At 44.8% G+C, this 24,739-nt stretch carries 28 protein-coding genes; 26 read left to right on the top strand and 2 right to left on the bottom strand.

The features are described 5' to 3' along the window. The first annotated feature begins 174 nt into the window (after window positions 1-174). The 16 genes from ACR8BL_RS04635 (at window position 175) to ACR8BL_RS04560 (ending at window position 12,668) form a co-directional block, all read left to right on the top strand. Window positions 175-693: a shikimate kinase gene (locus tag ACR8BL_RS04635; RefSeq protein ID WP_434751536.1), complete on the top strand. Its 519-nt coding sequence runs from the start codon at window positions 175-177 to the stop codon at window positions 691-693. 20 nt (window positions 694-713) lie between these two features. After that, window positions 714-1,181 (top strand): GNAT family N-acetyltransferase, encoded by a 468-nt coding sequence (locus tag ACR8BL_RS04630; protein ID WP_434751535.1) that lies wholly within the window; start codon window positions 714-716, stop codon window positions 1,179-1,181. A gap of 54 nt (window positions 1,182-1,235) precedes the next feature. Further along, window positions 1,236-1,820: a GNAT family N-acetyltransferase gene (locus ACR8BL_RS04625; RefSeq protein WP_434751534.1), complete on the top strand. Its 585-nt coding sequence runs from the start codon at window positions 1,236-1,238 to the stop codon at window positions 1,818-1,820. 1 nt (window position 1,821) lies between these two features. Beyond that, complete coding sequence (locus ACR8BL_RS04620; RefSeq protein WP_434751533.1) at window positions 1,822-2,304, top strand: GNAT family N-acetyltransferase; 483 nt, start codon at window positions 1,822-1,824, stop codon at window positions 2,302-2,304. Between the two features lie 78 nt (window positions 2,305-2,382). Beyond that, a complete protein-coding gene (locus ACR8BL_RS04615; RefSeq protein WP_434751532.1) occupies window positions 2,383-2,916 on the top strand; it encodes a GNAT family N-acetyltransferase in 534 nt (177 codons plus the stop codon). A gap of 263 nt (window positions 2,917-3,179) precedes the next feature. Then, window positions 3,180-4,382, top strand: coding sequence for a glycoside hydrolase family 5 protein (locus tag ACR8BL_RS04610; RefSeq protein ID WP_434751531.1), 1,203 nt, complete (start codon window positions 3,180-3,182; stop codon window positions 4,380-4,382). 217 nt (window positions 4,383-4,599) lie between these two features. After that, entirely contained in the window at window positions 4,600-5,139 is a 540-nt protein-coding gene (locus ACR8BL_RS04605; RefSeq protein ID WP_434751530.1) for a GNAT family N-acetyltransferase, read from the top strand. Window positions 5,140-5,372: 233 nt separating this feature from the next. Next, on the top strand, window positions 5,373-5,522 hold the full coding sequence (locus tag ACR8BL_RS04600; protein ID WP_434751529.1) for a hypothetical protein: 150 nt from the start codon (window positions 5,373-5,375) through the stop codon (window positions 5,520-5,522). A gap of 31 nt (window positions 5,523-5,553) precedes the next feature. After that, window positions 5,554-6,399 (top strand): phosphotransferase, encoded by an 846-nt coding sequence (locus ACR8BL_RS04595; RefSeq protein ID WP_434751528.1) that lies wholly within the window; start codon window positions 5,554-5,556, stop codon window positions 6,397-6,399. Window positions 6,400-6,474: 75 nt separating this feature from the next. Further along, window positions 6,475-6,954, top strand: a complete 480-nt coding sequence (locus tag ACR8BL_RS04590) for a GyrI-like domain-containing protein (RefSeq protein WP_434751527.1) — start codon at window positions 6,475-6,477, stop codon at window positions 6,952-6,954. A gap of 151 nt (window positions 6,955-7,105) precedes the next feature. Continuing rightward, window positions 7,106-7,654, top strand: coding sequence for a glutathione peroxidase (locus ACR8BL_RS04585; RefSeq protein WP_434751526.1), 549 nt, complete (start codon window positions 7,106-7,108; stop codon window positions 7,652-7,654). A gap of 84 nt (window positions 7,655-7,738) precedes the next feature. Next, window positions 7,739-8,587, top strand: coding sequence for an AraC family transcriptional regulator (locus ACR8BL_RS04580; protein WP_434753014.1), 849 nt, complete (start codon window positions 7,739-7,741; stop codon window positions 8,585-8,587). Between the two features lie 296 nt (window positions 8,588-8,883). After that, window positions 8,884-9,129, top strand: a complete 246-nt coding sequence (locus ACR8BL_RS04575; protein ID WP_434751525.1) for a hypothetical protein — start codon at window positions 8,884-8,886, stop codon at window positions 9,127-9,129. Window positions 9,130-9,228: 99 nt separating this feature from the next. Then, window positions 9,229-9,828, top strand: coding sequence for a nitroreductase family protein (locus tag ACR8BL_RS04570; RefSeq protein ID WP_434751524.1), 600 nt, complete (start codon window positions 9,229-9,231; stop codon window positions 9,826-9,828). Window positions 9,829-9,966: 138 nt separating this feature from the next. Beyond that, complete coding sequence (locus ACR8BL_RS04565) at window positions 9,967-11,565, top strand: S-layer homology domain-containing protein (protein WP_434751523.1); 1,599 nt, start codon at window positions 9,967-9,969, stop codon at window positions 11,563-11,565. A gap of 188 nt (window positions 11,566-11,753) precedes the next feature. Next, complete coding sequence (locus ACR8BL_RS04560; protein WP_434751522.1) at window positions 11,754-12,668, top strand: NAD(P)/FAD-dependent oxidoreductase; 915 nt, start codon at window positions 11,754-11,756, stop codon at window positions 12,666-12,668. A gap of 98 nt (window positions 12,669-12,766) precedes the next feature. Here ACR8BL_RS04560 and ACR8BL_RS04555 read toward each other — a convergent pair whose 3' ends face one another. Further along, entirely contained in the window at window positions 12,767-12,976 is a 210-nt protein-coding gene (locus ACR8BL_RS04555; RefSeq protein ID WP_434751521.1) for a hypothetical protein, read from the bottom strand. A gap of 223 nt (window positions 12,977-13,199) precedes the next feature. Here ACR8BL_RS04555 and ACR8BL_RS04550 point away from each other — a divergent pair, with 223 nt between their 5' ends. The 4 genes from ACR8BL_RS04550 to ACR8BL_RS04535 all read left to right on the top strand — a co-directional run bounded on the left by ACR8BL_RS04550 (window position 13,200) and on the right by ACR8BL_RS04535 (window position 16,072). Further along, window positions 13,200-13,553 (top strand): DUF3243 domain-containing protein, encoded by a 354-nt coding sequence (locus ACR8BL_RS04550; RefSeq protein ID WP_434751520.1) that lies wholly within the window; start codon window positions 13,200-13,202, stop codon window positions 13,551-13,553. A 303-nt stretch (window positions 13,554-13,856) separates the two neighbouring features. Then, on the top strand, window positions 13,857-14,423 hold the full coding sequence (locus ACR8BL_RS04545; protein WP_434751519.1) for a hypothetical protein: 567 nt from the start codon (window positions 13,857-13,859) through the stop codon (window positions 14,421-14,423). 171 nt (window positions 14,424-14,594) lie between these two features. Beyond that, complete coding sequence (gene cyoE, locus ACR8BL_RS04540) at window positions 14,595-15,452, top strand: heme o synthase (RefSeq protein ID WP_434751518.1); 858 nt, start codon at window positions 14,595-14,597, stop codon at window positions 15,450-15,452. Between the two features lie 137 nt (window positions 15,453-15,589). After that, window positions 15,590-16,072 (top strand): tetratricopeptide repeat protein, encoded by a 483-nt coding sequence (locus tag ACR8BL_RS04535; RefSeq protein WP_434751517.1) that lies wholly within the window; start codon window positions 15,590-15,592, stop codon window positions 16,070-16,072. 59 nt (window positions 16,073-16,131) lie between these two features. Here the strand turns inward: ACR8BL_RS04535 and ACR8BL_RS04530 are convergent, their stop codons facing one another. Then, on the bottom strand, window positions 16,132-17,016 hold the full coding sequence (locus ACR8BL_RS04530; protein ID WP_434751516.1) for a LysR family transcriptional regulator: 885 nt from the start codon (window positions 17,014-17,016) through the stop codon (window positions 16,132-16,134). Between the two features lie 183 nt (window positions 17,017-17,199). On the opposite strand from ACR8BL_RS04530, the gene ACR8BL_RS04525 reads away from it, so the two are divergent. The 6 genes from ACR8BL_RS04525 (at window position 17,200) to ACR8BL_RS04500 (ending at window position 24,707) form a co-directional block, all read left to right on the top strand. Beyond that, complete coding sequence (locus tag ACR8BL_RS04525; RefSeq protein ID WP_434751515.1) at window positions 17,200-18,111, top strand: DMT family transporter; 912 nt, start codon at window positions 17,200-17,202, stop codon at window positions 18,109-18,111. 171 nt (window positions 18,112-18,282) lie between these two features. Further along, complete coding sequence (locus ACR8BL_RS04520; RefSeq protein ID WP_434751514.1) at window positions 18,283-19,347, top strand: LacI family DNA-binding transcriptional regulator; 1,065 nt, start codon at window positions 18,283-18,285, stop codon at window positions 19,345-19,347. Window positions 19,348-19,580: 233 nt separating this feature from the next. After that, entirely contained in the window at window positions 19,581-22,130 is a 2,550-nt protein-coding gene (locus ACR8BL_RS04515) for a beta-mannosidase (protein ID WP_434751513.1), read from the top strand. A gap of 202 nt (window positions 22,131-22,332) precedes the next feature. Beyond that, a complete protein-coding gene (locus ACR8BL_RS04510) occupies window positions 22,333-22,866 on the top strand; it encodes a stalk domain-containing protein (protein ID WP_434751512.1) in 534 nt (177 codons plus the stop codon). Between the two features lie 99 nt (window positions 22,867-22,965). Further along, window positions 22,966-23,670, top strand: a complete 705-nt coding sequence (locus ACR8BL_RS04505; protein ID WP_434751511.1) for a response regulator transcription factor — start codon at window positions 22,966-22,968, stop codon at window positions 23,668-23,670. After that, on the top strand, window positions 23,667-24,707 hold the full coding sequence (locus ACR8BL_RS04500) for a sensor histidine kinase (RefSeq protein WP_434751510.1): 1,041 nt from the start codon (window positions 23,667-23,669) through the stop codon (window positions 24,705-24,707). Before ACR8BL_RS04505 ends, ACR8BL_RS04500 begins: the two co-directional genes overlap by 4 nt. Window positions 24,708-24,739 lie beyond the last annotated feature (32 nt).

Below are 24,739 nucleotides of genomic sequence, written 5' to 3'. Positions count from 1 at the left end.
GGCTACATCCATGATTTTATCGGAGGAAAACGTATGTTGTTGCTTCTTCTTTTGTAGCAATTACAGGAGCGTTACGATCAGCTTGGAAGACATCGCTACGCCGAAGTGTTCCAGAAGGGTATCGACATCGTTGGGAAACAAGTTGCCGTATTTTCAATCGAGGTGTAGTGGAATTTGAAAATTCGCATTATTGGTGCTTGCGGAAGCGGTAAATCGACTTTAGCTAGAGAACTGTCTCAAAAATATAACATTGCCTTCTATGAAATGGATAATCTTATTTGGGATCGAAGCGCAGAAAATAGGAGATACCCTGAAGAGGTTAGGGACAGTTCTCTGCAATGTATTGTTAGTTCAGATGCCTGGATCATTGAAGGAGCACAGCTTAAACCATGGACTTCTCCATCTATTCTCGAAGCAGATTTGATTTTTGTGCTGCATCCCCATGTGTTGGTTCGAGATTATCGGATTATTAAAAGGTTTGTGCTGTCGCGAACAGGGTTGCAGGCGTGGAATTACAAACAATCCTTTAGTAATTTGTGCAAGATGATGGTGGAATGGAACCATCAGTATCACGTTCAGGATGTCATAGAGAAGACGAGTAAACATGGCAAGGATGTAGTTGTCATTAAGAATAAGAAACAGGCTGTAGAAAAAATCAATTCTATGTATAAACTTGCAACAAAAATATTTTAAACGTTGAATGAGGAGGTTACATGAGAACACACAGCATCCAGATTCATCCCGTTACCCGAGATAATTGGGAACAGGCACTACAAATTTCGCTACATGAACATCAGGCACATCTCGTTCCAAGTGTTACAGAGGGACTCGCTTACGCCTATATCAAACCGTGGGATGAAGCACTTGATCCTTACGTTTTGCAGATAGAAGGTCACCTATTCGGATTCTTTTATTTAAGCTACACACCTGAGAGTACAGATAACTACTGGATTGGCGGCCTCCAGATTGACAAGTCGTTTCAAGGTCAAGGGATGGGGAAACGGGCTTTGAGTGCCGTGATCGACTATATCATGCAAAAACATCCGTTATGCCGCATCATTTCACTGACCGTTGAACGAGACAACTATATTGCCCAGCGCTTATATACAGGTCTGTCATTTGTAAGCGAGAATCAGACCAATTCAGATGATGAGGTTATTTACCGACTGGAAGTAAAGTGAAGTACTACATAGTTGAACTGTTCTTTTACACATCGTTTAAAGGGAGGCATGCATATGAGAACAATCGATTATAGCCAGTATTACTGGCAAGATGACAAGGTAAGGCTGAGAGCCTTTGAAGAAGCGGACTGGGAGAGCTGTTATACTGAGGGCTTTGACTCTCCTGCGCGTATTTTGCTTGAATGTGCTGTTGAACTTCCGCCAACGATCACTGGAGCCAAACGATTTGTAGAACAGAACGTAGCGTTCTCATCAACCAATGGTCGTATCATGTTTACCATTGAAAATCTTGAGGGGCATAACATAGGTGGAATCAATCTGAACAGCATTGATGAGCGGAACGGAACGTTCAGTATTGGCATTGTCATCAATCAACCTTATCGTGGCCAGGGATATGGCACAAGCGCGATGAATATTTTGCTTAGGTATGCTTTTTTGGAGCGCAGACTTCATAAGTTCAACGATTATGTGCTGGAAGGTAACGAAGGATCGGCTAGAATGATGCAGAAACTGGGGTGTGTGCAAGAGGGGATTCGTCGTCAAGTTGTTTATATTAATGGGAAACACATGGATTTTATTATGTTCGGATTAACGAAGGATGAGTATCTTGCAAATCGAGATGCAAAGCAGGGAGACTAATATGAATACCATTACATTGCAAAACATTACACTCGACAATCGGCGCGCCATATTTAATTTGGAGGTCGCGGAGGAACAGCGTCAATTCGTAGCCTCAAATCTTTCGAGTGTGGCTTCCTGTTATGTACTTTCCCAGAACGGAGGTCATCCCTTTCCTTTTGCAATCTATGCGGATGACAAACCGGTTGGTTTTGTAATGATCACCTATGGAATTACAGGGTACGACCTGCCATCAATCGCAGAAGGTAGTTACTGTATTCTGAGGCTGATGATTGACGAACAATTCCAGAATCGTGGATTCGGGCGCCAAGCGATGGAAAAGATTTTAGATTGGATTCGTACCTGTCCTGCAGGCCCTGCTCAATATTGTTGGATGTCGTACAGTGCAGAAAATGTACATGCTAAAAGGTTGTATGAAAGCTTTGGTTTCCGTGATAACGGTGAGATCTGCCATGATGAGTATATTACCGTTTTGGAGCTCTGATTATAGAGAAAGGGTTACCTGAGCAGAATCAGTACCTGAACCTTGAGGCTTAGAGGATTTAAAAAGGAGACGAAAAGAATGATTACATACCAAATCTTGAAACTGGATCATGTAAAACAGTTACATGAAGTTGACCGCTCTGAGTATATTGATCTCATCTATGAGGTAACTGAACAGGGCCTAGTTGAGCACAAACAAGATCATGAGTGCGCGAATTGGGATCAAGAGCAGCTGCAGGAAATCCAGGATCGTTACATTTATGAATTGCAGCAAGGCGGCATGGCTTATGGTGCTTTTGATGGCGTGAGATTGGTAGGATTCGGTGTGCTTGCCCATCAATTTAGGGGGAAAGAGCAGAACCAGTTGCAACTGGATCTTATGTATGTCTCCAAAGCGTACAGACGACAAGGAATTGGAAAGGAGATTCTAGTGTTTCTAAGTGAAGAGGCGAGAAAGCGCGGAGCCAAATCCTTGTATATCTCGTCTACAGAAACGAGATCAGCGGTATCTTTTTACCAAAGTCAGGGCAGTGAAATGGCGGGAGAGCTGGACGAAGAATTGTACACCAAAGAGCCCAATGATATTCATATGATAAAGGAGCTTAACGAATGACTATGGCTTGGCTGGTTGAACATTTCAGATTGGATTAAAAAGTGTAATAACCTGTCAAAATGGACAAGAAAATGAACTTTATTTACCATAATTGTGTTATTATGTTCGTGCGAACCGTTTTTTCGCTCACTCAATTCATAGAGAAGGGAGGAATATATTTTCTTATTTCTTCAATCTAATCAATTAATTTCTTTAACCATCCAGATGAATCACTAGAATAACTGCACTGCTTGTTCCAAAATAAAATAATCGGAGGTACCGTTATGTCGAAAACGTTTAAAAAATTTGGCATTGCCAGTTTAGCACTACTCTTCATGGCGACAGCAGCGTTTGCGGGTTGGAGTTCCAAAGCATCGGCCGCGGACTTGAGATCATTAACGGCTGCGCAGATTACAGCGGAGATGGGGGCAGGCTGGAATCTGGGTAACCAGCTGGAAGCTACTGTGAATGGAACACCAAATGAAACGTCATGGGGTAATCCAACGATCACACCTGAGCTGATCAAAAAGGTAAAAGCGGCAGGTTTCAAAACGATTCGTATTCCGGTCTCTTATCTCAACTATATTGGAAGCGCTCCCAATTATACAGTGAATGCATCTTGGCTTAATCGTATACAACAAGTGGTGGACTATGCGTATAACGAAGGTTTATATGTAGTCATCAATATGCATGGAGACGGATTTCACTCGATTCCGGGCTCGTGGTTACATGTGAACAGCGGCAATCAGAACGTTATTCGTGAGAAGTATCAAAAGGTGTGGCAACAAGTTGCCACAAAGTTCAGCAATTATAATGAACGTCTTATTTTTGAATCCATGAACGAAGTATTCGATGGCAATTACAACAATCCGAATACGTCTTATTATGGTAACTTGAATGCGTACAATCAGATTTTTGTGGATACCGTTCGCAAAACAGGTGGCAACAACAATGCAAGATGGTTGCTTGTTCCAGGCTGGAACACAAACATTGATTATACGGTCGGCAACTATGGTTTTGTTGTTCCAAGTGATAATTTCAGATCTTCCGCCATTCCAAGCTCTCAGAAAAGAATTATGATCTCCGCACACTACTATTCTCCATGGGATTTTGCTGGTGAAGAGAACGGAAACATTACGCAATGGGGAGCAACTGCGACGAATCCTTCCAAAAGATCAACATGGGGGCAAGAGGATTACTTGGAATCCCAGTTCAAGTCTATGCACGATAAATTTGTAACACAAGGTTATCCAGTCGTGAAGGGTGAGTTTGGTTCCATTGATAAATCTTCTTATGATTCCAGCAGCAATACGTATCGTGCAGTTTATGCCAAAGCGGTGACCGCCAAAGCGAAAAAATACAAAATGGTTCCGGTTTATTGGGACAACGGCTTTAACGGTCAGCATGGATTTGCGCTCTTCAATCGATTTAACAATACCGTAACACAGCAAAATATTATTAACGCCATCATGCAAGGCATGCAATAATTGATGCTGTCAGTAGTAAGTGTTTAGCGGCATGTTTCTTAAATTAGAAACATGCCGTTTTAGTGTGTTTTTCCACAACGATCTCCGGTGCAGCTCTCTCGATATTCCCATGAATTTTACACAAGCCGCAAGCAGAATTCATTGAATGCCACACATCCATGGTTATACTTAATTTTGCTTTGATCTAGCGAACTTGAAGGATTGGGTGGTAGACAGAATGTTGAAGAAGCGTGAGCTGCATGAATGTCAATCTCTGCACAACTTGATGATGGATCCAGCAGTTTCCCCTTATGTTCGTTATGCATGTCAGTCGCAAGAGGAATTTATGTTTTTAACGAGGCAGTTGATCGCTGAAGAAGAACAGGGAACGGCCATAACGCGTACGATTTTGAATGAGATTGGAACCGCAATCGGCACCATTGATCTCTATCACATCATCAACCACACTGGATTTCTGGCGACCTGGATCGGTACTCCCTATTTCGGACAAGGATACAGTCAGCGCGCAAAGTCCGCTTTTTTGACAGAACTATTTCTTGAACACGATATTCAGACGGTTTTTATGAAAATACGCAAGCAAAATGTTCGCTCCCGCAAAGCGGTAGAGAAACTACCTTACGTTAACCTCTCCAATGACCTGTATCCAGAGGTCACTCAGGCCATTAATGCGGAGCAGTCATTATATGATTTGTACCATGTCGAGCGTTCAGCTTTTCTCGAAAGTCATATGGCGTTGCATCACATTTTAGCTACGTAAGACAACTCGGGATTAGTAAAAGAGTATACCAGGCGCCGTCAGAGATGACGGTGTTATTTGATATACAAAGAATGCCGACCTCATGAAACTAGGTATAGCTTCATTCGTAGATGCATATGTGAAAACTCCGGGATAAAGAGCTACTAGATACCTCGTTAAAAGGGTTATGAAATTCCTTAATGGAAGAACATGGATTATAATTGAAGTGAAGTAAATTGAAGGAGGTCGTTGTTGTGGCAACGGAGGTATGGATTCCAATGGATGAGATTCAGGATCAGGAGCCGATCTGGGCAGGTACCAAAATTCGAATATATCAAGGACAGCCTATGGAATACTTGCTCTCATTCAACGCTAAAGACCTTTTTGACTGGAGTGTACAGTGAGATTCTTTTTGAATAAAGAGGGGGATTCAAGTTGTCCGACCAACCGGAGGAGAAGTTAACAGGTGGGAATGTGAATGAAGTTGTGCGCGTTGGGGATACGGTTCGCCGGAGTACCAATCTGAATCGTTATGTACATGAGTTGCTGTTGCATTTGGAAAAAGAGGGATTCCATCAGGCACCGCGGTATCTCGGCACGGATGAAACGGGCAGGGAAATACTCTCTTACCTGGACGGGCTCGTCTCAGGTAATGATTATCCAGAGATCGAGAGTTATATGTGGTCAGACGAATCCCTTATAGCAGTCGCCCGTTTATTACGAGCCTATCACGATGCAACCGTTAACTTTATCACGGTAGAACAGCCGGGCAACGATTATCCAGGGATAGCTATAGAAGAACAGTCACATGAATTAGTAGAGATATCACCAGAGGAAGCTGAAGTCGTGTGCCATAACGATTTTGCTTTATACAATATCGTTTTCAGGCATAGTTTGCCACAGGGCATTATTGATTTTGATCTGGCATGCCCGGGGCCACGGCTGTGGGATATCGCCTACACATTATATACTTGTATTCCACTAGCGAATTTCTCGCCTCCGCCTAAAGGCCAAGGTAAATCGGTTATTTCATACGATGCAGTTATGCACGCGGGGGTTCGAAAGAAACGTATTGAAATGTTTATGAAAGCTTACGGGTTACATGCTCCACCTGATCTGAAGAATTGGGTAGTGTCCCGCATTCGCTTTATGTGCCAAACATTAGAGGAACGTGCCGCAGCAGGAGAAGCTGCCTTTGTGAAGATGGTTGAAGAAGGTCATCTGGTCCACTATGAGAGAGAAGTGACTTTTCTGGAGCAACATTGGCAAGAGTGGTCATAGTTTTGTTGTATAATTCTGGGGAAAATGGTACGTAAAAATGGATTGTATTCTTTTCGTACATTGGGGGAGAAGAAAATGGAAACGAAGATCGTTACATTGGCTGCATTTCACGTTGTAGGTTATCGCATTGAAGCTACGGTGGAAGAGTTTGAAGCCGGATTGCGGCAGAGCCATTATGATAAGTTAATAGAGAAGAAGAACGAGATCAAGCACCGGAAAAACGACCAGGTTCTCTTGATGCAGCTTTATCCCTCCCATGAAGACTTTGATGCTAAAGTGGATCCATTCACGCATTTATTATGTTATGAAGTAAACAATACGGAGGGCGTGCCACCTGATATGATCATTCATCATATGCCAGCCCGTTCATACGTTACTTGTACGCATAGAGGAATAGAAACCGAAATTGGGGATACGTATGACGACATCTATGGACAGTGGTTAGATGATGCTGGACACGTACCTGAGTGTTATGATTTTGAAATCTTGGATGAACGTTACCAGCCAGAAAGTGTCGATAATGAGATTGAAGTTTATGTGGCTTTGCAATCTTAACCTCGATCAAAGTATGTGATTAGCATTAAAAATGTGGAGTAATTGGGGGACTCACCACCTTTCTCAATACAACCTGACTGACTTCGTATATAATGAGAGGTGACTCTACAAAACTACTAACTACATACTATTGCGAGGTGCAATTCGACTTATGCCAACCATTTATGATTTCACTGTGACGAGAACGAGTGGAGAGCGGTTTCCGCTCTTTCAATATGAAGGAAAGCCTGTACTGATTGTGAACACGGCAAGCAAATGCAAATATACACATCAATTTGATGACATTCAGAAGTTATATGACGAGTACAAGGATCAGGGCCTGCAAATTATCGGGTTCCCGTGCAACCAGTTTGCAGAGCAGGAGCCGGGTAGCAGTGCGGAAGCCGAGTCTTTCTGTCAGATCAACTACGGGGTGAAATTCCCGATGTTTGCGAAACTGGATGTGAATGGAGAGGCAGCGCATCCGCTCTACGACTTTTTGAAAAAGTCAGGTCCGTTTGCCGGCTTTGATGAGAGCGACATTCAGGCCAAACTGCTCAAGCTGATGGTGGCAGACAAAGCACCTGAGTGGCTGCACGGCGATGCGATCAAATGGAATTTCACTAAATTCCTCATCAATGCAGAAGGTCAAGTCGTTCGGCGCTTTGAGCCAGTTGATTCCATGGATGAGATTAAAGCGAGTATCCGGGAACTCTTATAAAATTTAACTTAACATTAGCGGGGCAACCAAGCATAAAGGGGTATCCCGCTTTCTTTTTGCACAGGAGGTGATGACGTGCCCAGCATGATGCAGTTTAATGCTCCACTGGCGTATACCTACAGAGCTACGAGTCAGTTTGATCCGGGTAATTCGGACGGATTCCATTCGCATCCGCACTATGAAATTTATTATTTTCATGATGGGGAATGTACCTATATTATCGGAGATCGTGTGTACAAACTGGAACCGGGGGATCTGGTGTTAATGCATGGGCTGACACTGCACCGGCCGCATCCTCAAGTCGGCAAACCTTACGTTCGTACGACACTTCATTTCGATCCTTCTGCCATTCGTGAAAGCTTGAACCCGGAGCGTATCCATGAAGTGCTGAAACCGTTCGATGAACTGGGCAATTGCCGGGTTAACCTCACGGGTGAGATCCGCACCGAGTTTGAAGTACTGCTGCATGATCTGCACCAGTTATCCTCTCACTCGTCCAGATTCAGGCAGGAGCGTATGAATATCCGCGTTTGTGATCTGTTATATTGTGTGGCAGAGATCTGTCAGGGGCATGTACAAGAACAGCGCTCTTCATCAGAAAAAGAAAGACATGTCCAGCATATCATTCGCTATGTCGATACTCATTATATGCATGACATCGGTCTGGATGATCTTGCTCAGGAGCTACATCTGTCCAAGCCCTATTTGGCAGGCATGTTCAAAGAGATGACTGGACTGACCATATTTAAGTATCTATATGACAGACGTATTAATCAGGCAAAACTGCTGTTTCAGTTTCAACCCCAGATGAGTGTGACCGAGGCCAGCCGATTGTCCGGCTTTAAACGTCTGTCTCATTTCAGCCGTATTTTTAAACAAAGCGTGGGCTGCTCACCTGATCTGTATCGGAGTCAGTTGCATCGGCAGCTATAGGGCCGGGGGATGAAGTTAACCTGAGCTTATCGCTTATTAGTATTAACGTAGAATAAGAGATGTCATCCAGAAGTCGACCAGTAGATTTACATGGTCGGCTTTTTTCGTTTTATTTTAAAACAAATGAACAATAGCGACCAGGAATCGGCACTCTTCACGTATCTACAGATGTTTAGACTTCCAGTGGAACAGGTAAAGAAAGGTAAGAATAGATACCAATGAACGAGGCAAGAACCGTCATATTAACCATAAACATCTTAAATAACGAGGAATGTTATTACAGGAGGCGAATAGGTATGGAAAAGCAAACACCGGCCCAGCAACAGAAAAATGACAAACGAGATCAGATGCATGATCATCCAGAGCAATATAAAACAGAACACGAAAGCATGCTGGATCAATATGAGCAAGAACAAACCGTTGACCCGATTCCGATGCAAGATCTGAATATGGAAGCACAAGAAGAGAAAAATAAGGATCAGACAAAAAGTAATTCGTCTACGGAAGAGAAGTACCGGGCAGACTATCACAAGAGAAAATAATTCAATGAAAATAAAATAGTTTATTGACTAATGTATGTTACTATATTATAGTTACCTTGTTAGCAATGAACAAACAAATGACTTAGGAGGCGTATACGAATGTCTACTTTTTTTGATGCGTTGAAGAACAGAAGATCTTATTATGGAATCAGCAAGGAATCCACAATCTCGGATGCGAAAATTCAGGAAATCGTCGAAGAAGCAGTAAAGTATACACCAACTGCATTTAACTCACAGACATCACGGGCAGTTGTATTGCTTGGTGAACAGCATGATAAACTATGGAATCACACGGAAGAGATTTTGCGTGAAATTGTGGGTAACGAAGAAACTTTCCAATCCACAGCGGAGAAAATGGCAAGTTTCCGTAGCGGCTACGGTACCGTTCTCTTTTTCGAAGACAACAATGTGGTAGCACAGCTTCAACAAAACTTTGCTGCCTATGCTGACAACTTCCCAATCTGGTCTAACCAATCCAACGGTATGTTGCAACTGGTCATCTGGACAGCACTGGAACAAGAAGGACTGGGTGCATCACTGCAACACTACAATCCATTAATTGATGAGAAAGTGAAGCAAGAATGGAACATTCCGGAGAACTGGAGACTGATTGCTCAGATGCCATTTGGTAAACCAACGGCAACACCAGGTGAGAAAGAGTTCCAGCCGATTGAAGAACGCGTGAAAGTACACAAGTAATTCTCGTCATTACCAATATTTAACCACATACGGCCTCGCTTCAATTTGATACGATGATATAGATCGTAATCTATTGAAGTGAGGCTTTTTACTGTGAAAATAATAGATGCCAATAGAGCATTTCAAGTTTTTCATCCGATGTGGAAGATGATCTTAAGTGGCGCCATTTTATTTGGTTCAGTGGCTGGCAATGGAAGCGCCGTTAACGCAGCGGGGGCTCAGCAGCCAACCTTTCAAGATACACGTACAAGCTATGCAAGAGAGGCCATTACACGTTTGGTACAAAAAGGTATTGTTACAGGAACGACGGAGTACTCGTTTGAACCCAAAAGAGCGGTCACACGAGCTGAATTCGCATCGTTTGCGGTACGTTTACTCGGACTAAAGCCCGTTTCAAACAACATTAAACCTTTTGCAGATATTTCTGTGAATGCCTGGTATTACGGTAATGTGGCCGCGATGACTAATCTATTCATTCTTGAGGGCAAGGGCCAGAGTCAGTTTCAACCGAATGCTTCCATCACAAGGGAAGAGGCATCTGCATTGCTCGTTCGTATGCTGAAACAGCGTCCTGAGGCAAACGATCTTATATCTAATACATATTCGGACGCAGCGGACATCTCAAGCTGGGCTCGTCTGTATGTACAGAAGGTGCATCTGCTTGGATTGATGCGAGGAAACAACGGGATGTTCAGACCAAGTGACCAAGTCACACGTGAAGAGGCTGCGGTTATGTTGGATGCCATTTTACAGAACAGCACATGGGCCGCACAGATCCAGCGGAAGCAGGATCATGGGATTCAACTGGGATGGCAGTATAATTCATCGGCAGCAGAATTCATAAGACAAGTTGAGCAGTCGCCTGTGAATACGGTTGTTCCACGCTGGTTTTTCTTGAATAAAGATATGAACGTTTCGGATCACGCCAATGCGACAATAATCTCTTGGGCATCTGCTTCGGGCAGAGCACTTTGGCCGATGCTTGGTAACCGTTCCAATAAGGAGATGACACATCAGATGTTGTCCAGCTCGGTGAACCGGGAAGCGGTTGTCAGCCAAGTGAGTGCTTTTGTGAAAAAATATAAACTCGGCGGCATTAATGTGGATTTTGAAAATGTGGATCCTGTCGATCGCGAAGGCTTTACTGCGTTTGTGACTTCATTAACGAAATCCCTGCACGCTCTCGGTGCTGTCGTATCCATCGATGTATCACCCAATTTGGGTTCGGATTGGACGGAAGCTTTTGACTACGTTAAGCTGGGTGTGATATCTGACTACATGGTGCTCATGAGTTATGAGGAGCATTGGGACGGCGATCTCAAGCCAGGTTCTGTAGCTTCGCTTCCGTGGGTGGAAAGAGCGCTGACCAAGATGCTGTCCGAGGTAGAGGGTGCCAAGGCGATTCTTGGACTTCCGTTATATACGCGAGATTGGTCCACCGTGAATCCGGCAGGTGCTTCCTGGGACATTACGCTTAGAGAACAAGGGATTCGAGCAGCCGCATCAGGCTCTCTAAGACACTGGGATTCACGTTTGAATCAGTATATTATCAACTATACGTCGAGTTCTGTGGCAAGAGAGATTTGGGCGGAAGAAAGTCGCTCTTTGTCAGCGAAAGTGCTGATGAGTGGTCAACAGAACATTGCAGGGCTGGCCTACTGGTATATGGGCGGAGAAACTGCGGATGTATGGAATGCGATTACCAATGCGATGCGATTCGAATCGTATCGGTTCTAACACGTTAAGACCTAAACCTGTCGTTTGATGAAACGGAGGTTTGGGTCTTTTATTTTTGGTTTAAGCTATGGAATAGGTCAGGCCGTTTAAGCCTATTTGTACGGTTTAATGTATAGAAGGACAAGAATTGTCCTGTAATTATACCATCGAAAAAGAGAAGTTATTGGATATACAGGAGGAGAATACACATGCGAGAGTTTGATTGCATTATTGTGGGCGGAGGGATCGCAGGACTTCAGGCGGCCATCCAGCTAGGACGTTATTTATCGCATCGAGTACTGGTTGTGGATGCCGGAGAGGGCAGATCAACGCTGTGCCGAACGTATCATAACATTCTCGGTTACCCGGATGGGGTGTCCGGTAAAGAGCTGCGAGCACTTGGCAGGATGCAGGCGGAGCAAACGGGAGTTTCTTTTGAAAAGGATCGAATTATAGAAGCCATACGTGTGCATGAGGAAAAGGTCAGGCTTAAAGGCTCCTCTGGAACCGTTTATGAGACCAAAACCGTGCTGCTGGCAACCGGGTTGTCGGATCGAGTACCGGATATTCCCGGTCTGAAACCTACACTTGGCAGAACTGTGTATGTATGCCCGGATTGTGATGGGTATGAAATTCAGGGGAAACGAACGATTCTGCTGGGTGCAGGTGAAGCCGGAGCTAATATGGCGATGACTTTAATTAAACGTACAGACGATCTCTTATATATCAATCATGAACAGACTGCGATTTCTGCTGACCTTCATCGTCAAATGAAGCAAGCAGGAGTCCGTTATCTCGAAGCGGCGGTTCAGGAAGTACAGCAGATGCAAGACGGTCATATTACAGGAGTATTAACAGAGGATGGGCAGATTTTCGAATCGGAACGTGGATTTATCGCGTTTGGTGGTAACCGGGTGCACTACGAGCTGGCTGAACAGCTGGGAGCTGTCATCGCGGACAATAAACATGTGGAGGCTAATCCTCGCAGTATGCAGGCGGCACCACAGGTGTGGATTGCCGGAGATCTTGGTCTTCATGCCGAGCAGGCCACCGTTGCGATGGGTGAAGGTGCTTTAGCGGCAATCTGGATTCATAAAGCGTTGCAGAAGCTGGTCAAAGGTTAAGTGGCGAGCTTATAAAATAAAACGCAGCAAAACAAGTCTTCCTACGCCATTTGGCAGAACGGAAGACTTGTTTTGCTGCGTTTTCTGAGTGTTAACGTTTATTTATCTGGTTTATCCGCTGCATTTTTGTCCGAGGAAAGATCATGTTTTTTATGAGAAAAATCTTTGCGAATGTTGTCTACGATATCGCCGACGACACCTTCGATCATATCCGTTGGCCCCGGATTTCTTTTGTCCGGTTCAATTACGGTATTCACGCCTGGTTCGAGTTCATCGTTGATTTTGTCATGTTTAGGTTTGTTATTCATGATTTTTCCTCCTTCAAATCCGTAGTCATCGATGTCTACTAAAATAACCAAACACCGACATGTATATGTAAAACGATTAACCCAACTAGCATTTTTGAAACGTATGATTAAACTTGAGCAGAACGTTTATATTATAAATGACACATGCTTGTGAAGCTTATTACAGGCTCAACATAAGCCAAAGAATAAGAAATATGCAATTAAACTGAAGGAGGTAATACGTATGAATGAACAAAATCATGTGATCCATAAAGACGGACAGGTTTCCACAGATCAGGTAGATAACGCAATTCAAAAGATTGCACCGGAGGAAAGAGATCAGATTTTACAAAATTTTGATGCATTCAAAGAATACCTCGGCAAACGGATTGCTATGGGTGAATCCATCGGTTTAAGTGAAGAACAAATGGCCAAGATTGCACAAAAAGTCGCGGATCATCTGGCGGCAAACGAAGAACCTCGTAACCGGGAAGAGAAGCTCCTGCAGGAACTTTGGAACGTCGGTAAAGAAGAAGAGCGTCATATGCTTGCTCACATGCTGGTTCGTTTGGCGCAAGACACCAGAACAAGTCATTAACAGAGTTCAGGCATAAACAGCCTGTACAAGCATAGATTAATATAGATGCAGCAGAAACCCCGAATGCAGCTGATTTGGGGTTTCTCTATGTTCATACGATGGACAAGCCTAGAAGTAGTGACGTACATTGTAACTATTTTTAATCTGGCTGATACTTTTCAGAAAGCGGTATGTCGTATGATGAGTACAACATAAACGAACCGTAAATGTATAACGTGTCCGTTTGAGAAGAAAAGCTTTCGTTTAATAATTTGGAAGAGCAAAGTTCTGTGTAAAGATATAGTGAAATAAGGAGAGATGGGCATGAAAAACGCGGCGAAAAAATGGAGATTTCAGATTATTGGTGCAGCAGTGGCTTTACTTGGCATCATCGTGCTGACTACATATTTGCTTAGCCCTGCGAATGCGGAGGAGCGTACCAATGTTCAGTCACCTTCTGCTAATAAGGCCCAGTTGGCCAATTCCGAAGTATATACGGCTTATATTGATGGAATGCGTGTGGAAGACGGTAAATTAATGCTGAATGTAGATAAAATTGGCTGGTATCAGGGCGAGGAAGCCAATACGATTTTCAAACAACGTAATCCGGATGCAGGTATAGACGAAGCACCTGACGGTTATTATATCGTTAATGATAACAAAGAGCAGGAGCAGGTTGAGGTCAAAGCTGACGCCAACGTTCTAATGCAACTGTATGATCGGGATGGAACGGTTCAAGGTGCAGAGATCCAGTGGAATGAGCCAGTAAGTTTGTCCAAGTTTGAGTCACTTTATGGGGATAAACGGATTATGGATCTGTCGGTGTTCCCTTACCACCTCACAATTCAAGATGGCAAAGTGATCAAAATTGTACAACAGTACATTCCTTAAAAAGAGATCACTCAGGATGAGATCATAAAAATCCAAAAAGCATTCTTTCCGTTCGATTAGGCGGAGGAGGATGCTTTTTGTTATGACAAATGCATGAAAGCGATTGTAATTCATTGGTGGTACATGTATCATTATAGGAATGGCGTTTTTACATCATTCAGGAGGCTTCTGATGCTTAAAGACATGATTGCTTTAACCAAGCCCGGACTGTTAAGGTTGAATGTATTTGCGGTTGCCGTCGGTTTCTGGGTTGCTTCACAATGGGATATCGCGTGGTTATCTCTGCTTATGGTCGTTATTGGGTCAACGCTCGTGATTGCTTCGGCTTGTGTCATCAATAACTATTGGGATCGTGAACTGGATCAAAAGATGGAACGAACGAAAAAAAGAATGGATTACATTAACCATCTGAAGCCTGGATTTGTTCTTGGTTACGGTTTGGTTCTCGGAGTCGCAGGTTTAGCTCTATTGTTTCTACTGGTGAATCCGCTATCCGGCTGGATGGCTTTGCTTGGCTGGTTTGCGTATATCGTGATCTACACGATGTGGCTGAAACGCACTTCGACGTGGAGCACGTCGCTGGGTGGAATTGCAGGGGCGATGCCTCCAGTGATTGGTTATACCGCTGTAACCAATGAGATTGATGCAGGAGCCTGGTTGTTGTTTGCACTGTTATTCCTGTGGCAGCCTCCACACTTCTGGTCACTGGGTATTCGCCGTGTGGAAGAGTATCGTGCTGCGGGGTTCCCACTGTTACCGGTGGTCAAAGGGGTCAAACGTACGAAATGGCAGATGATTCCTTACGTTTTTCTGCTAATTCCTGCCGTGTTCCTGCTGTATTATTTTGATTACGTTGGTCTGGTATTTCTGATTGTATCTCTGATTAGCAGCATCATCTGGTTTGTACATACGCTTAGTGGGTTGAAAACACAGGATGATGAGAAGTGGGCGAAGGTTAACTTTTTGATCTCGGTCAATTATCTCATGCTCATATTTATTGTGATGGTTGCGAACACAACGTGGTCTTAAACAGAATCGAATGAAAAGCACGAAATCGAAATACTCTTCATAGAGCACATTTTGAATGAAAGGGCGGGCAACTCTGGTAGTTCCCGTCTATCAAAATGTGCTTTTTGTTATAATTTGGTATGGGATGTGACAACAACATGAATGATTTGCAGCAAGCAATACGGTGGCGGCAAGAAGGCAAAGTGCTGGAGGCTATTGAGCTTCTGCACCGAATTACGAAGTTAGAGCCGCAACATGGGGAAGGATGGTATCAACTCGCATGGGCACATGACTCACTAGGCCTGGAACGCGAAGCTGTACCTTATTATGAAAAAGCTCTGCAACTTGAACTGTCTGCAGAAGACCGGGCGGGTGCTATTCTCGGACTTGGAAGCACCTATCGTACGCTGGGACAATACGAGCAGGCAAGGACATGGCTACTTACCGGAATGTCGGAATTCCCGGAGCACCGGGAATTCGAAGTGTTCTATGCTATGGTGCTCTATAATCTCGGTGAACACGCTGAGGCGATGCGACGGCTGCTCGTTCAGCTCGCGGATACTTCTGGAGATCAGCGAATAACGGATTACAGCCGGGCGATACGCTACTATGCAGACCAGCTAGATCGGGTCTGGGAATAAGTCAGAAGCGTGGTTAACGCGTTAGTTGAGGATGAGAAACGTTAAACTAAACTTTTCGACTAGAAATTTTCTCGGCCAGAAATGAGCCATTGCTGGACTTCTTCGATGAAACGCCGTGCCGCGGGCGACAGATTCCGAAGAGAAGCACAGGCTAAACCAATCATTCGGTAAGGGTCGCCTTCAAGCGGTATGAGCGCGAGCGATTCCGTATGATTTTGCAGCACCATCTCGGGAAGTAGACTGATACCAAGTCCGTTACGCACCATGGCCATAATGGCTTGATCCTCGGCAACTTCGTACACAACGTTTAGTTTGGCGGCATGCTGCCGAATCAAACGTTCTATTTCGTTGTCACCACCCCATTTGGGTAGGATAAAAGGCTGTTCCAACAAAAGTTCAAAGGAAACCGATTTCTTTGAAGCAAACACATGATCCCGAGGCAGGATGCACATCATCCTGTCTTTTTGCAATGTGATGGTTTCGAATGGTGAGGAGTCACCAAGGGACAGAAAGCCAAGGTCGATGGCACCACTGGCCAGCCAGTTCTCGATTTCGGCATAATCCCCTTCCCACAGCTTAATCTCAATCCCCGGATGCCGTAGTCTGAACTGTTTGAGAATGCCGGGAAGCCACTGGGTGGAGACACTGGCAAAAGTACCAATCCGCACCGTACCAATCTCGGCTCCGCGGATTAGGGAGATTTCCTGATTCATGAGTTCCGCCCAGCGGATAATCTCGCGTGTATAACCTAGAATCCGTTCACCCTCTGCGGTGAGCCGGACGCCAGAACGACTGCGATGCAACAAGGAGAAACCACATTCGCTCTCCAGACTCGCTATGGCGTGACTTACGGCAGATTGTGTAATGTTCAAGGCTTCGGATGCTTTGGTCAAACTGTCGTATTCCACAACCGTATTTAGAATTTCGTATTTAATCAGTGACATTGGATAATAACATCCTTCCAAGTTAAGCATAAATTCCTATACATGAGTTTATTTCATAATAACTATTATAAATATTCATTTTTATAATGCAAAGAGATCGTTTATACTTGCCAAGGCGAGTTAGTTTAGTACATATATACAACGTAGCTCAGACTATTATAGAAGAATGAAGGTAGAAGTTAGATGAATGGCTTACAGGGAAATCAGATTCAGGCATCGCGAAGAGCGGATGTACAGATGTTGCTTGCAACCGTTATTTGGGGTTCTTCTTATCTGTTTATGAAATCGGGACTAGCTTCAATGCAAGAACTAAATTTAATTGCTTTGCGATTTGGAATCGCCTTTGTAGCGGCAGGGCTGCTCTTTCACCGCCGTTTGGGAAGTTTAGATCGTGGTACGTTGCTTGCTGGAGGCGTGCTGGGTACAGCGTTGTTTGCTGCGTTTGTATTCATTACCTATGGGGTACAGCGAACGACAGCGTCTCAGGCGGGATTTTTAATCAGTTTGGCCGTCATTTTTGTGCCAATATTAACGACAGTCTTGCGCCGGCGATTGCCGGACAAACGTCTAAGTGTCAGTATTGTGGTCGCAGTAGCAGGGCTCGGATTATTAACGCTTCAACATGAAATGAGCCTGCATCTCGGGGATCTGTTATGTATTCTGGCGGCATTGGTTTATGCCGTTTATATTATGATCGCAGGTAAATATACACCGAATCATGATCCGCTTACACTCGGAACCATTCAACTGGGTGTAGCGGCTTTGTGGGGAATCGCAGCCACATTTCTATTTGAAACGCCACAGTTGCCGGATACACCTGAGTCATGGGCATCGATTCTCGGACTCGGGGTATTATGCAGTGGGCTTGGTTATATTTTGCAAACGTTGGCCCAGCGTCATGCTTCTCCAACGAGAACCAGTTTGATCTTTTCGTTGGAGCCGCTGTTTGCCGCTGCGTTTGCTTTTATCTTTCAGGGAGAGTCCCTTACGCTGCAAGGATACTGCGGAGCAGCATTGATGCTGGCTGGCGTATTGATTACGGAGATCAAACTGCCGCTGCATGTGTTCAGACGCAGAAAGCGCCCGGCATTATAGTGTTAAGTGATTCTGTTTGTCCAACTAAACATGTTTAGTTGAAGATATTCGCCCATAGATAAACGTTAGATAAACGAAGTTACAGGTTATTCCGTCTAACTCCGTTCTAACCTAACAAACCCCGAATGAACAAAACATGTTTTGTTCATTCGGGGTTTTATGCTACACTGGATGAAAAATCAGGAAAATCGGGTGAGCAAGATGGGCAAAAGAGTGACCATGCAGCAGATCGCAGATGCTGCAGGAGTATCCAAGTTTGCAGTTTCCCGTGCACTCACGGGTAAGCCGGGGGTTAGTGAGCATACGCGCGAGATGATTGTCAGAACCGCAGGGCAACTGGGTTATTTTAAAACAGAGCCCAAATATAATGCAATGGAGTCTCCTATTTCATCCGGCAGCACAGCGGGGAAGAAACACGAAGGTACCATATTGATTTTGTTTCCGAATATACGCTCGCAAAATCGTTCTTCCTTGTACTGGGGGCCTGTATTCGACGGGATTTCAGCGCGCTTGAATGAGAAAGGTATGGACATTTTGACACTGACAGAGCCTTCTTCGGATCATATGTTTTCGGTTCTTAATCCTGACGCCATTCGGGGTATCATTACGGTGGGTACGATCTCAACGCCGGTATTGCTCGAAATCTACCGCTTGCGTATTCCGCTTGTCATGGTGGATCATGAGGATTCGGCAATTCATACGGATACGGTATTTACTGACAACGTGAAAGGCATGAAGGAGTTAGTTCTTATGCTCGCAGCGAAGGGATACAAACGCTTCCAGTTTGCCGGACAGCTGCCTGATGCCGTCAGCTTCAGGGAACGTTGGCTGGGGTATCGGATGGGACTTGAAGAAATGCAGTTACAGTCAGATCAGCATGCAGGGCTGTTGGTGCAGGAGTATACAGAGATGCAGCAAGCAATCATAGACATGAAGCTGGAAGATATACCAGAGGTGATCGTCTGTGCGAATGATCATACCGCATTTATTATGATTGAGGCTTTACGAAGTCGCGGCGTTCAGGTGCCGGAACGGTGTGCAGTGACAGGGTTTGATAATACACGGACAGATGATCCTATCATGGCTACGGCACATATTCACAAAGAACATCTCGGAGCGCGAGCCGTGGATCAGCTATTATGGCGGATTAATACTCCCGAAGCTCCCCATGAACGCAAGCTGATTCACGCGGAACTTATTATGCGGAACGAATATCATTCGTTGTTAGCGCAATAGAATATCGTCTTTTGGTCTTTGCCGGAGTTCGGGAACAAAACACATCGAAGAGACATGGAGAAATAACTCTCTATGTCTTTTTAGTGATGAAAGAGATAATCAGATGGATTTAATTCACCAAATGCATTGACTGTTGTGTAGCTAACATGTTAATTTTGTTTTGTTGATTGTTTGCTAATATAATAACAAAACCTAACAAAATGCTTTTATCACGAACCACATGGGAGGCTGTCATGAGCATAAACCAATCGCAACTGTTTGAAAACTGGACGTTCAAGGCGTGTGAAGATCAGGAGTGGATGCCGGCTCAGGTGCCTGGATGCGTGCATACCGATCTGCTGAGATTAGGCAAAATTCCCGACCCGTTCTATGGGACGAATGAGAGGGAAGTACAGTGGATTGACAAGAAGGACTGGGAGTATCGTACAACATTTGATATTGAGGCCTCAATTTATGCGCAGGAGCGTTTGGAACTTGTTTTTGACGGACTGGATACGTATGCGGATGTATATGTGAATGACACTCATGTGTTGTCTGCGGATAATATGTTCCGGGTGTGGAAGGCAGAGGTAAAAGCATTCGTGAAGGAAAAGAATAACATACTTCGCATTCATTTTCGCTCTCCCATTCAGGAGGATATGCCGAAGCTGGATAAGCTGGGGTATGCCTTGCCTGCATCCAATGACCAATCCGATGTGGGCGGTCTGGGGGATAAACGAGTAAGTATTTTCGCTCGCAAAGCGCCATATCACTATGGCTGGGATTGGGGTCCGCGTTTTGTCACTAGTGGCATCTGGCGGGAAGTGAGGCTTGAAGGATGGACAGATGTAACAATTAATGATCTATTTATCCGGCAAAATGAAGTAAATGCCACATCGGCACAAGTAACTGCCGTGGTAGAAGTGGAAACTTCGCAGCCTCTAGATACCGTGATTCGCATAGGTGCAGATGGTCAGCGCTGGGAGAAGGCGGTATCTTTGCAACCTGGTTACCATATGGTAGAGGTTCCCGTCTTGATTGAAAATCCGAAACTCTGGTGGAGCCGTGGATTGGGCGAGGCGTATCGATATACGTTTGCTGCTGAAGTGCTTCAGGGTGAGCGTGCTGTCGCAGCGTACGAGGTTCAAACAGGACTTCGTTCCATCCGTCTTGTGCGTGATCCGGACGAAGCCGGGGCTTCCTTTTATTTTGAACTGAACGGAGTTGCGGTGTTTGCTAAAGGAGCCAACCACATTCCAAATGACAGCTTCATTACCGAAGTGACGCGGGAACGATACATGCATGAGATCATATCGGCAGCTGAGTCCAACATGAACATGCTACGTGTATGGGGCGGTGGTTTCTACGAAGAGGATGTGTTCTACGACCTTTGTGATGAATACGGTATCATGGTGTGGCAGGACTTTATGTTCGCGTGCAGTATGTATCCGGGTGATGAAGCGTTCCTGAACAATGTCCGACATGAAGCGATTGATAACGTGAAACGTCTGCGTAACCATCCGAGTATTGTACTGTGGTGTGGAAACAATGAGATTGATTCGGCTTGGGCGCATTATATTGAGAATGGTGGCTGGGGCTGGAAAAAAGATTACAATGCCGAACAGCGCGAACGCATCTGGGCAGATTACGAAGCCATTTTCCATGACCTTTTGCCAGAAGTGGTCGAAGCGTATGCACCTGGTGTGGACTACTGGCCTTCTTCCCCTATTGTATCGCTGACAGGAGATGAAAAGCAGCATGCCCATCCGTCTACATCGGAAGGGGATATCCATTATTGGGGTGTATGGCACAATGTCGAGCCTTTTGAGAATTACAATACTTATGTAGGCCGTTTTATGAGTGAGTATGGATTCCAGTCGTTTCCGGAATACAAGTCGGTACGCACGTATGCGGAGGAAGAAGACTTGGCACTGGAGTCGGAGGTCATGCTCGCACATCAGAAGAACGGTGCGGGGAATCGACTGATCAAGCAGTATATGGACATGTATTTGCATGAACCGAAGGATTTCCCATCCTTCCTATATATGAGTCAGATACTTCAAGCGGAAGCGATGAAAACGGCAATTGAAGCCCACCGCCGCCGTAAACCTTACTGTATGGGCACGCTCTACTGGCAGATGAATGATTGCTGGCCTGTCGCTTCGTGGGCGGGTATGGACTATCTTGGTCGCTGGAAGGCATTGCAATATTATGCGAAGCGTAGTTTCAATGATGTATTGGTCTCCGTGGATGGTACTCAAGAGGATGTCACAGATATCTATGTGATTTCCGATCAACTGCAACCGGTGGAGGGGCGATTACACATTCGTTTGGTTGGATTCGATGGAACGGTTCATCGGGAGGAAACATGTGAAATAAGCGTAGCACCAAATTCAGGTGAGAAGTTGTTATCTTTGCGCAATGCAGAGTGGCTCGCAGGGCATGATGCTGCCAAGACCTTGCTGCGGTTGGAGCTGCATCAAGAGGGCGTAACGGATATTGTGCAGGAGCACTATTTTGTGCCTGCCAAAGAACTTGCATTACAGCCTGCGAACATCAAAGTCAGCGGAGGAACCGATGAGGACGGTGTTCATTTGGTACTGGAAAGTGACGTGCTTGCCAAGCAAGTATGGTTATCTTCGGAAGCCGAAGGTGTATTTTCGGATAACTTCTTTGATCTGATTCCTGGCCTTCCGGTTAAGTTGAAGTTCACCTCCAGACAAGGGTTGCAGCAAGCAGATGTCATCTCTAATCCGGGATCGGTTGAAGTTCGATCTATGGCTGATTTTATTCGTGTGAACTAAATGTAGGCAAGCGGAAAATAAGACGTAGCAAACGAACGACACGGTTGAAGTCTCTCGCGAAGAGGGATTTCAACCGTTTTTTATTACAGGGGGATACAAATATTTACATCGTAATGCTTTCGTAATATTTTGCTTAGAGAATCGTAAGTTATTTTCTTTATTGTAGTCCATGCAAGCAACTAAACCATGGAGAGTGATAACAATGATGAAAACAAGAAAAAGCAAAAAAGCGATGGTAGCAGCAGTTTTGATGATGTCTTTAACTTTTTCAGGATTAGCAAGTGCAGGCGCTGCAGAGATGAAGATGATTAAAAAGGACGGCATGGAACTTGTTCAATTGAGACAGGCGGCCAAAATGTATGGTTACAGCATTATGTGGGACAGCAAAGACCGCTCGGTAACTCTGATGCATATGGACAACATGCACGATAAGATGATGAAAGATGACATGGCGATGGACGACATGATGATGGATGATGAAAAGATGATGAAGGACGGCACAATGGTGGACGATGACATGATGATGAAGGATGACAAGATGAAGGACGATATGATGATGGAAGAAACGATGATGCCTGCGGCTAAAACTATAAAATTGTGGGTTGGTTCTAAAAAAATAATGGTAGACGGCATGCAGGTTAGTCTGAAGTCGATGCCTTCTATACATGAAGGAAATACGTATGTGAGTGATATGGTCGTTTCCAAGTATATGATGCCTATGAAGGCGATGAAGTAACAAAGCTCGGGATAATAAAGAAGAAAACATAATGAAGCGTGACCATCGCCCTGTGATATGATTATGCCAATGAGTGTTTTGGAGTAGGGGGTGGGTTGATTGAACGAACGTATATTGGTTGCCGATGATGATAGCAATATTACAGACGTTTGCCGCAGGTATCTGGAACGGGAAGGTTATACGGTTGTGACAGCTAAGGATGGCGCGGAGGCGATTGAGCAGTGGCGCAATCAGACTCCAGATCTGATTGTGCTGGACCTGATGATGCCATATAAAAATGGCTTGGAAGTCTGTAATGAAATTCGGCAAACCGAGGATGTGCCGATTGTGATGCTGACCGCTCGCGGGGAGGAGCAGGACCGATTGATGGGGCTAACCATGGGAGCGGATGATTATCTGACCAAACCCTTCAGTCCGAGAGAACTGGTTCTGCGTGTCAAAGCCATAATGCGTAGAATGCGAACAGTACAGGTATCAACGGCTAATGACTCCTCACATACAATTAGTTATGAAGGGCTGACCATTAATTTTGTGAAACGAGAGGTAGAGATTGACGGAAAGCTGATTGAGTTAACGGTTACAGAGTTTGAGATGTTATATTTGCTCGCAAGTCATCCGGGGCAAGTGTTTTCACGCAGCCAGATGTTGAGCAAAATTTGGGATTTGAGCTACGAAGGAGATACGACCACGGTAACCGTGCATATTCGGAGATTACGAGAGAAGATCGAGCAAAATGCTTCCGATCCGAAATATATTAAAACCGTTTGGGGCATAGGTTATAAGTTTGCAGGTGGATCATCATGAAATTACGCACGTATTTGGTATTGTCCAGTCTATTGGGTATTGGTGTATTGTTGATCTGTTTGTTCGTCAGTTATTCTAAAATGCTGCTTACTATCGAACAGTTTTATTGGTTGTCGGGGATAACGACAGGCGTGGGTTTACTTTCGTTTGTTCTTCAGTATGTATTGACCAAGCCGTTGGAAAAATCGATATCACGTATTACCGAACACACAATACGAGTGGCCGAAGGGGATTTCCGCACGGAAGTCCCTCTCATCGGTCCGCGGGAATTCAAACTGCTGGCACAGCAATTTAATGAGATGAGCTGTAGGCTGCAGCAAAGCTTTGACCATCTGCACCACTCGGAATCGGCCAGACGAGAACTGATTGCGAATGTGTCTCATGACTTGCGTACACCACTGGCCTCCATTCAGGCCTTTGTCGAAGCGCTGGAGGACGATGTGATCAAGGATGAAGCTACGTTTCAACGTTATCTGAATACGATTCGCCTTGAAACGAAAAGGCTGGGAGGGCTTATACAGGACTTGTTTGATCTATCCAGTCTGGAGGCTCAGGGGGAGCCATTTGATCCGCAGCCCAGCCATGTTGATGAGTTGCTGCTTGGCACGCTCGAAAGTTTTTCGTTCCATCTTGCCGAGAAACAGCTGAACGTTGAGATTGAGCTGCCTGATCGATTGCCAGCTGCCATGATGGTACCTGCACAGATGAAGCGGGTTCTCTCCAATTTACTGCAAAATGCCATTCAATACTCTTCTATAGAAGGCACAATTACCCTTACTGCAACTGAGCAGGGAGCGTTTTTGCGAATTGCGGTAAGGGATGAAGGTGAGGGGATTGAAGCGGAAGAGACCACACGTATATTTGAACGTTTTTATCGTATTGACAAATCTCGCAGTAAAAATAATGGAGGAGCGGGACTCGGGCTGGCTATAGCTCAATCCATTGTGGAACGACATGGAGGTGAAATCGGGGTGAAGAGCACAAAGGGAGCAGGAAGCTGCTTCTGGTTTACACTTCCGATTTATGTCAGTCGTTAGCCTTTGGGATTGAATCGGCAGTATGAATTCAG

This window comes from Paenibacillus amylolyticus, from assembly GCF_051136285.1.
Lineage (GTDB): Bacteria > Bacillota > Bacilli > Paenibacillales > Paenibacillaceae > Paenibacillus > Paenibacillus amylolyticus_F.
This window is presented reverse-complemented; position numbering and strand designations above follow the sequence as displayed.